This is a genomic window from Microbacterium gubbeenense DSM 15944 (assembly GCF_000422745.1).
Lineage (GTDB): Bacteria > Actinomycetota > Actinomycetes > Actinomycetales > Microbacteriaceae > Microbacterium > Microbacterium gubbeenense.
This window is the reverse complement of sequence record NZ_AUGQ01000040.1, coordinates 1-5971: the sequence shown is the minus strand read 5'-3', so window position 1 is coordinate 5971 and position 5971 is coordinate 1. Positions and strand designations below refer to the sequence as shown.

Here is a 5971-nt window from a genome sequence, read left to right as displayed (position 1 = left end):
CCCGCCGACGCCACTCCGCGATCGGCAACATCAGCCCGAACACCTACGAAGCCGCCGCATCCGCTACCCTCGCGGAAGCGGCATAACCGAACCGACACCGTGTCCACGATCGAGGGTCAAGGCCCGTCGAAGCCTCCTGCCGAACTCTGGACGCGCCGATGCAGCCTGTCGCAAAGTCTTCGGCGGGTGTGAACGCACATCTGTCTGCGCCGTGACATCAGTCGGCAGAACTTCGCGAATAGTACCCCTGCGAATACTTCTCTCCGCCGATAACGTGAATTCCTCGATCACGGAATTTGTAACGTCCACGGGGCGGAACCATAATGATTGGTCCCCCGACTGGGCAGAGCGTTGGAACATTAAGCCGACCCAAGACATCGCGGTCATCCTCGACTCCGTGAAGACCGACGAGCTCCGCGTAGAGACCGCCCGCTGGTCGCTCATGCCGCCCTGGTCCGACACTCTCAAAACGAAGTTCCCGACATTCAATGCCCGCTCAGAGGGCATCACGTCGAAAGCGACTTGGAAGGGCCCACTAAAGTCACACCGGTGCATCGTGCCGGCCACTGGGTACTACGAGTGGACAGGCGAGAAAGGCGCGAAGACGCCGTGGTGGCTTCACCCGAACAACGGGATCCTCGGCTTCGCCGGACTGTATTCGTGGTGGCAGGACAAGAGCCTTGCTGAGGATGACCCGGCGAGATGGACCCTCACCGCCACGATCCTCACGATGCCGACCATCGGCAACCTCGCCGAGATCCACGACAGGAACCCCGTCGGGCTACCTGAGAGCTTGTGGGAGCAATGGATGGACCCGAATGTCACCGGCGATGAAAACCTCGTAGACGAGGCCGTGAACGCCTCGCAGGCACAGATGGATGCGCTCGATTTTCATAGAGTGCTGCCGTTCAAGTCGACCGACGACGGACCTCGCATGACGGTGCCCGCGTAGCCTGAGCGGGTGCCTTTCATCGTGACCCTCCACCCCACCGAAACCGTCGATATTCAAGTAGAGGAAACGGACTCTCTCGACGAGCTGTACGCAGCTCTCAACGCACGCATCCCGGATGAGTTCGCTATTAACGACATCTGGCCATCCCAGAATCGTGGGCGGGCACGCAGGACCGGCACACGAGAGATGACCATCGAGGGCCGATCAGACCTCGCCACGAGCATCCCGGAAGGGTGGCAAGCGCTCAGCATCCGTGCCGAGTGAACATCACCGCTCACCGACTCACGACAGTCGGTTCATTTCTTCGCTTGTGATGCCCCCGCGCTATTCGAGAGCTGCGCGAGCTCCTCCCGTCGGCGCGCGATGAATGCATCCGCTACCGCACGTGTCCACAGCGGCGAGCGCGCTCGTTCGTTCTGGATGCTGGGCTCTGGGAAGTAGTCGACGCGTTGTCGGTGGTTTTGGCCGCTGGCGCGCATGTTGCGCACGGTTTGGACGACGACGCCGAGTTGTTCTGCGATGTAGGCGTATCCGACGAGGTCAAGCTCGGCGCGTTTGCTGGGTCGTGGTCGCCGGCGGTTTCCTTCGGGGCGTGGCTTGCGGCGGGAGACTTTGAGGCGCTCGGCGATGAAGTTGTCGGCTTCGTTCTTATCGAACAGGGTTACGCGCACGCCGGGTGGGGTCTTCACGGGGTGAGGGAATCCGTCGACGCGTTTCGGGCCGCCGCCATAGGTGCGGGCGGTCGCATCAAGGACGCCGAGTTGTTCTGCGATGTAGTCGTATCCGACGAGTCCTGCCAGGGGATCCTTTTTGGAGGTCATTTCGGTGCTCCGAGGTTCTGCTGGGGTGCTGTGCCGTCGAATCCGCGCCGCTTGCCCCAGGTGCGTACGGCCTGGGTGACGATCTGTGACTCAGTGATCCGGTCTCCCTTGATGGCCGCTTCGACGACGGCCGCGTTGAGAATCCGGACGACGTCGATCGGGAGGCGGAAGTGTTTCCGCTGCTCAATCGGCACTGCTTGGCCTGTGGGCGTGTACGCGACTTGCGCTTCGGCGGGTGCAGTTTCGGCCTCTCGCGGCGTTTGATCTGCCTCGGTCGAGGCGGGAGCAGCTTTCGCCGGCGTTCTCTTCTTCGCCGGCGGGGCTTTAGTCGCTGGGGTGCGCTTCTTGGCCGCAGAGGGCTTCTTCGTGGCACCCCGAGAGGCCACAGTGGCATCGTGCGCGGCCGAAGCCGCCTTCTTCGCGTCGGTTGCCCGTCTAGGTGATTCTGTCGCCTCTGAGGGGCTTCTGAGGTTTTCTGATTTACGCCGGGCGTTCGCTGCGTCGTCGTTGGTTTTCTTCGTGGGACTCATCCCTATGCGCCTCTCGGCTTGTACGCGCGCGATGATGCGTCAGTGCGTTGGCTGTTGTAGACCGTCATCGTCACTCCAGTGATCGTCTGGCGAGCGGTGTTGAGGTTGCCGTATCGGGTTGATGCTTGGTCCGCGAGCCATTCAAGGGCGTCGTGGTCACCGAGGGTGTTGATTCGGTCGAGGAGGCTGCTGGCGTTGTAATCCTTGACTTCCATGACACGACCGTTGGAGAACGTGAGCTGCATGCGGACGCGCTTCTGGGTGTCTTTGGATTGGCCGCGCGCTGCGGAGCGGACCTTGTCGAGGATGGCGTCGGTGGCGACGCGTCGCCCCTTGGTGTCTTTTCCCTTGGGGATGTTGAACTGGTGGATTCGCCCGCCTTCGCCGAGGTAGGTCGTATCTGCTGCGTAGCGACCTCCCTGGCGTTCTGTTGCGTAGCGGCCAGCGGTGTCGGTAGGCACGACGGTCTTGGTGCGAGCTCCTCGTCGGCTGCGCACGGGGACGATGTTCCCGGCCTTGTTTCGTCGGCGGGGAGGTCGATGAGTTACGTGTCCTGTGGAGGCGAGCTCGCTGAGTGCCTGCTGGTAGGCCTTGCCGCTGGTTTCGCCCCGGAGGATCTTGTGCACCATGCGAGGGTGACGGTCGAGCTCGCCGGCGATCTCGCTGTTGCTGAGGCCGCGACGCCGGAGGGTTTGGACGAGCTCGAGCGCGGATGGAGTGTCTGCCATGGTCAGGCCTCTCTGGGTTTCCAGGCCAGCGACGGGCCGGCTTTCTCGCACGCCTTCCGCAGTCGATCTCGGCGAGCGATCGTGTCGGGGGTGAGGAAGTTGCCTTCGACGACCCCTTTGAGTCGGAGTCGGCCGGTGCGCCCGTCGTCGCCGCCACCGTGGGTTTCGGGGATCGCCCACGACGGGATCGAGGTGGTGTAGATCGCGTCACCGTTGACTCCGAGGAGTGTCTCGGGTGGGAGATGCAGAGCTCCGGCGGTGTGGTTCCCAAACCCGCTGGGGCTGTTGAGGAGTCGTGCTCGACCTCGCCCCCAGACCTGAATGGCGAGCTCGGGGTGATAGTTCTCCCGATGCTGCCGATCACCACCTTCCTGGTAGGTGATTCGCGATCCGAACGGGTTGACGGTGCCCTGCGCCTCCTGCGGAACATCGAATGCGCTGTCGACGACGACGGTTCTCGTCGTGCCCCGTGATGCGAGTGCGCCAATGGACTGAATCAGGATGTTGCGCAGGGCCCCCACGATCGCGTGGCGGAGCATTCGCGGGATGGACTCGTCTCCGCCGGCGGCGGAGCGCAGGTCATCGATGCGTTTCATGTATACATCCATCGGGCGATCTTTGCGGTTGAAGACGATGCCCTGGAGGGGATCGATGATCCACCCGAACTGGAGCCCGACGAATACTTCTGCGGCATCCGCCCATGTCACGTGTGTGGCGCCGGGGCGATTCGGGTAGAACCATCCGTCGCGCACGTTTTCGTGCTTCACTCCGAAGATGCCGATGTGATTCCAGTTCTCCGGAACGGTGAAGCGAATCTCGAACACCGCTCGTGCGTACTGTCCATCCTTGTCTTGCAACAGCTCCCAGGCTTCTGCACGGTTGAGCCTGATCCCTGGCCCGACGCCGAGCTCGCGACCGAGCGAGGCGTACATGAAGCGACCATCGACGTACGTGAATCGATCAATCCTCGGCGTCTTCGCCGGATCTACCATCGGGACGCAGTCCTCGTGTTTCGCTGCATACTCGCCTGCGACGAGGTGCTCGATATGGTGCTGCCCTCGCACGTTACTGAGATCCGCGTCGATGTCGTCGGGGATAGCCGGCGGGATCCGCAGACTCCCCCCGCCATCGCCCTTCGGTCCTCGCGTGCGAGCCTGAGTGTCGCGAGGAAGTGATAGCCACCACAGGCTCAGCCCTGTCCGTGACGGCGTCATCAGCAGGTGCTGCCGCTCGTCGATGCGCTGGATGAAGCTTTGCGTGAGATCCCAGGCCTCCCGTGCCTGTTTGGGAGACAAGTCGAGATCGCCGAACCACTCGGCAGCAGTACGCACCTCGGTCTTGAACTTCGTCTTCTCGTGCTCGAACCGTCCGGCGATCGGCTGCTGCGTGTGACTGCCCGTGTTCGCCCAGCCCGGAGTTTTCACCAGCAGCCAGTGCCGGGTTCCTGGCGTTGGTTCCGGCGCGCGACCGGTAAGCATGATGCGGCGAGCGCCATAGTTTGCTGCGGTGTCGAGGAGATCGGTGAGGTTGGGGTTCTTGCGCTGCCCTCGGATGACGGGGCGGACAGCAGCACCATCACTGGTGACGCCCTGACCTGTCTGCGCGTCGACCCAGATTGTCGACATGCGCGATCCGAACATGATGCCGGTCTTGCGCTTACCCTCTTCGACCATCCTCAAGCCTTCCTCTGGTAGATCTGACAACATCCACCTTACGGGGGTTAAGCTACGAGCGCGAGCACGTTCGAGTTCGAATTTTCTTCAGTGAGTGTTCGCGACTGGCGCGACCAAAGTCACCACTTGACGTCGAGTTGCCCCGGTGACTTTGGTCGCGGTCGTGATCCTGATTAGGCCCGACCTCGAACTTCATAACTGCTGCTCGATCTTCCTCATGGTGGCCACAGCGAAGCTCAGCAAGCATCTGCAACATGATCCGACTGCAAGCGGCGGACTCTTCCTAGCGGTCACGCACCCCCCTAGCCACATGCAGGCGCGACCAAAGTCACCGCTTGGAATCGTGTGGTGACTTTGGTCGCGCCTGTTGGAAGGTGACGTTCGTCACGCTCGGGAGCACGGGAAAATAGTCGCTCTGCTCAACCGTCGCCGTCGAGACGTGTTCAAGTGGGCTGTGTGAGCTCCAGTGACGACATGATGGTGTCCCCTAACCTGGGATGGTGATTGCTCAGGAGCGTGGAGTGCAGATCCCGTTGGCGACGGTTGAGCCTTGGGATCTGGTCGCGGTCAACCTCACCGATTGGTTCACGCTGGAGTTTCGCGTGAAGGGCGAACCCTACCTACGTGATGGTGATTGGCGTGTTGACGCTTATGCAACCGAAGCGAGTATGGCGTCGATCACATCACTGGACGGCATGGTGACCTTGTTGCAGCGACGTAAGCCTGGCGAGGACGCAGAAAAAACGAAGCATCCACATGGGTGGGGGTTCTGGCGTGCTGGAGATCCGCAAATGCACTACTTCGTAGATACGGTCAGTCTTTGTGACGGTGTCCGCGGTTATGCCGGCCTGTGCTACCCGACCTGGGAACCTTCGCTGTACAACGAGGACACGTTCCGCTGCGCTGAGTGCCTCCTCAAGCTTGATTCATAAGCAGGTACCCCCTCATCACTGTTGCGCTCGAAGCGAGTATCTACTTGCCTCGAGCGAGCCCGTGAGGTCTGTCTGAACGCTTAGTTCCAACGTCTTGGATTCAAGGGGCGCGGTAGGCATCTTTCAAGGGCAAGGGCGGCTTGCCGCCCGCGGCAGCCTCGCGCGCGCACGCGCGCGCGCGCGTAGTGACGTTTAGTTAAGAACGTAAGAACAAGAGACTTGTAGAGGATACTTGTAAAGAATACTTGGGGCCTAGAAAAAGTGGCCTCGGATCAGGCAATTAGTGCACCCCCCTGCAACCAAAATAGCCAGCAGTGCAACCAGAATAGCCAGCA

At 61.5% G+C, this 5971-nt stretch carries 7 protein-coding genes; 3 read left to right on the top strand and 4 right to left on the bottom strand.

What is annotated here, in order from left to right; genetic code table 11:
* Positions 1 to 211 precede the first annotated feature (211 nt).
* Both G510_RS0112775 and G510_RS0112770 read left to right on the top strand, forming a co-directional pair.
* A complete protein-coding gene (locus tag G510_RS0112775; protein ID WP_342664736.1) occupies positions 212 to 952 on the top strand; it encodes an SOS response-associated peptidase in 741 nt (246 codons plus the stop codon).
* A gap of 9 nt (positions 953 to 961) precedes the next feature.
* The gene (locus G510_RS0112770) at positions 962 to 1216 is read left to right on the top strand and encodes a hypothetical protein (protein ID WP_029153932.1); all 255 of its coding nucleotides are present in this window, start codon (positions 962 to 964) and stop codon (positions 1214 to 1216) included.
* Positions 1217 to 1248: 32 nt separating this feature from the next.
* Here G510_RS0112770 and G510_RS0112765 read toward each other — a convergent pair whose 3' ends face one another.
* From G510_RS0112765 to G510_RS0112750, 4 genes are read right to left on the bottom strand one after another with little or no spacing between them, the layout of a single operon-like run.
* Complete coding sequence (locus G510_RS0112765) at positions 1249 to 1773, bottom strand: hypothetical protein (protein WP_029153931.1); 525 nt, start codon at positions 1771 to 1773, stop codon at positions 1249 to 1251.
* Positions 1770 to 2303, bottom strand: coding sequence for a hypothetical protein (locus tag G510_RS18385; protein WP_157560650.1), 534 nt, complete (start codon positions 2301 to 2303; stop codon positions 1770 to 1772). Before G510_RS18385 ends, G510_RS0112765 begins: the two co-directional genes overlap by 4 nt.
* Before the next feature lie 2 nt (positions 2304 to 2305).
* Positions 2306 to 3031: a hypothetical protein gene (locus G510_RS16910; RefSeq protein WP_051216758.1), complete on the bottom strand. Its 726-nt coding sequence runs from the start codon at positions 3029 to 3031 to the stop codon at positions 2306 to 2308.
* A 2-nt stretch (positions 3032 to 3033) separates the two neighbouring features.
* Positions 3034 to 4704, bottom strand: coding sequence for a hypothetical protein (locus G510_RS0112750; RefSeq protein WP_245563358.1), 1671 nt, complete (start codon positions 4702 to 4704; stop codon positions 3034 to 3036).
* Positions 4705 to 5204: 500 nt separating this feature from the next.
* Between G510_RS0112750 and G510_RS0112745 the strand changes: the two genes are divergently transcribed.
* Complete coding sequence (locus G510_RS0112745; RefSeq protein ID WP_157560647.1) at positions 5205 to 5636, top strand: hypothetical protein; 432 nt, start codon at positions 5205 to 5207, stop codon at positions 5634 to 5636.
* Positions 5637 to 5971: the final 335 nt, after the last annotated feature.